This window comes from Nocardioides gansuensis, from assembly GCF_003076135.1.
Lineage (GTDB): Bacteria > Actinomycetota > Actinomycetes > Propionibacteriales > Nocardioidaceae > Nocardioides > Nocardioides gansuensis.
In genome coordinates this window covers 1-742 of the sequence record NZ_QDGZ01000030.1, presented here as the reverse complement: position 1 = coordinate 742, position 742 = coordinate 1, and the positions used below count along the sequence as shown (strand labels likewise).

Here is a 742-nt window from a genome sequence, read left to right as displayed (position 1 = left end):
TTCGGCGGCTCGCTGGGCGAGGTCTACGGCGAGAAGATCACCAAGGTGATGGACCTGGCCATCAAGACCGGCTGCCCGATCATCGGGATCAACGAGGGCGCCGGCGCCCGGATCCAGGAGGGCGTGGTCTCCCTGGGCCTCTACGGCGAGATCTTCCGCCGCAACGTGCACGCCTCCGGGGTGATCCCGCAGATCAGCCTGATCATGGGCAACTGCGCCGGCGGGCACGTCTACTCCCCCGCGGTCACCGACTTCACGATCATGGTCGACCAGACCTCCGGCATGTTCATCACCGGCCCCGACGTGATCAAGACCGTCACCGGCGAGGACGTCACCATGGAGGAGCTCGGCGGCGCGCGCACCCACAACACCCGGTCCGGCAACGCCCACTACATGGGCGCCGACGAGGCCGACGCGATCGACTACGTCAAGGCCCTGCTGTCCTACCTGCCGCAGAACAACCTCGACGAGCCCCCCTCCTACGACGCCGCCGACCATGGGCAGAGCGCCGACCTGGAGGTCAGCGACCTGGACCGGTCGCTGGACGCGCTGATCCCCGACTCGCCCAACCAGCCCTACGACATGCACACGGTCGTCGAGGCGGTGCTCGACGACAGCGAGTTCCTCGAGGTGCAGCCGCTGTTCGCGCCCAACATCATCGTCGGCTTCGGCCGGGTCGAGGGCCGCCCGGTCGGGGTGGTGGCCAACCAGCCGATGCAGTTCGCCGGCTGCCTGGACATCG

Annotated in this window: 1 protein-coding gene; it reads left to right on the top strand. The window is 68.3% G+C overall.

Annotated features, from left to right (window positions below):
- Positions 1 to 742 (top strand): acyl-CoA carboxylase subunit beta (locus tag DDE18_RS22470; protein ID WP_281258435.1); only part of this gene is annotated, 742 nt, incomplete at both ends.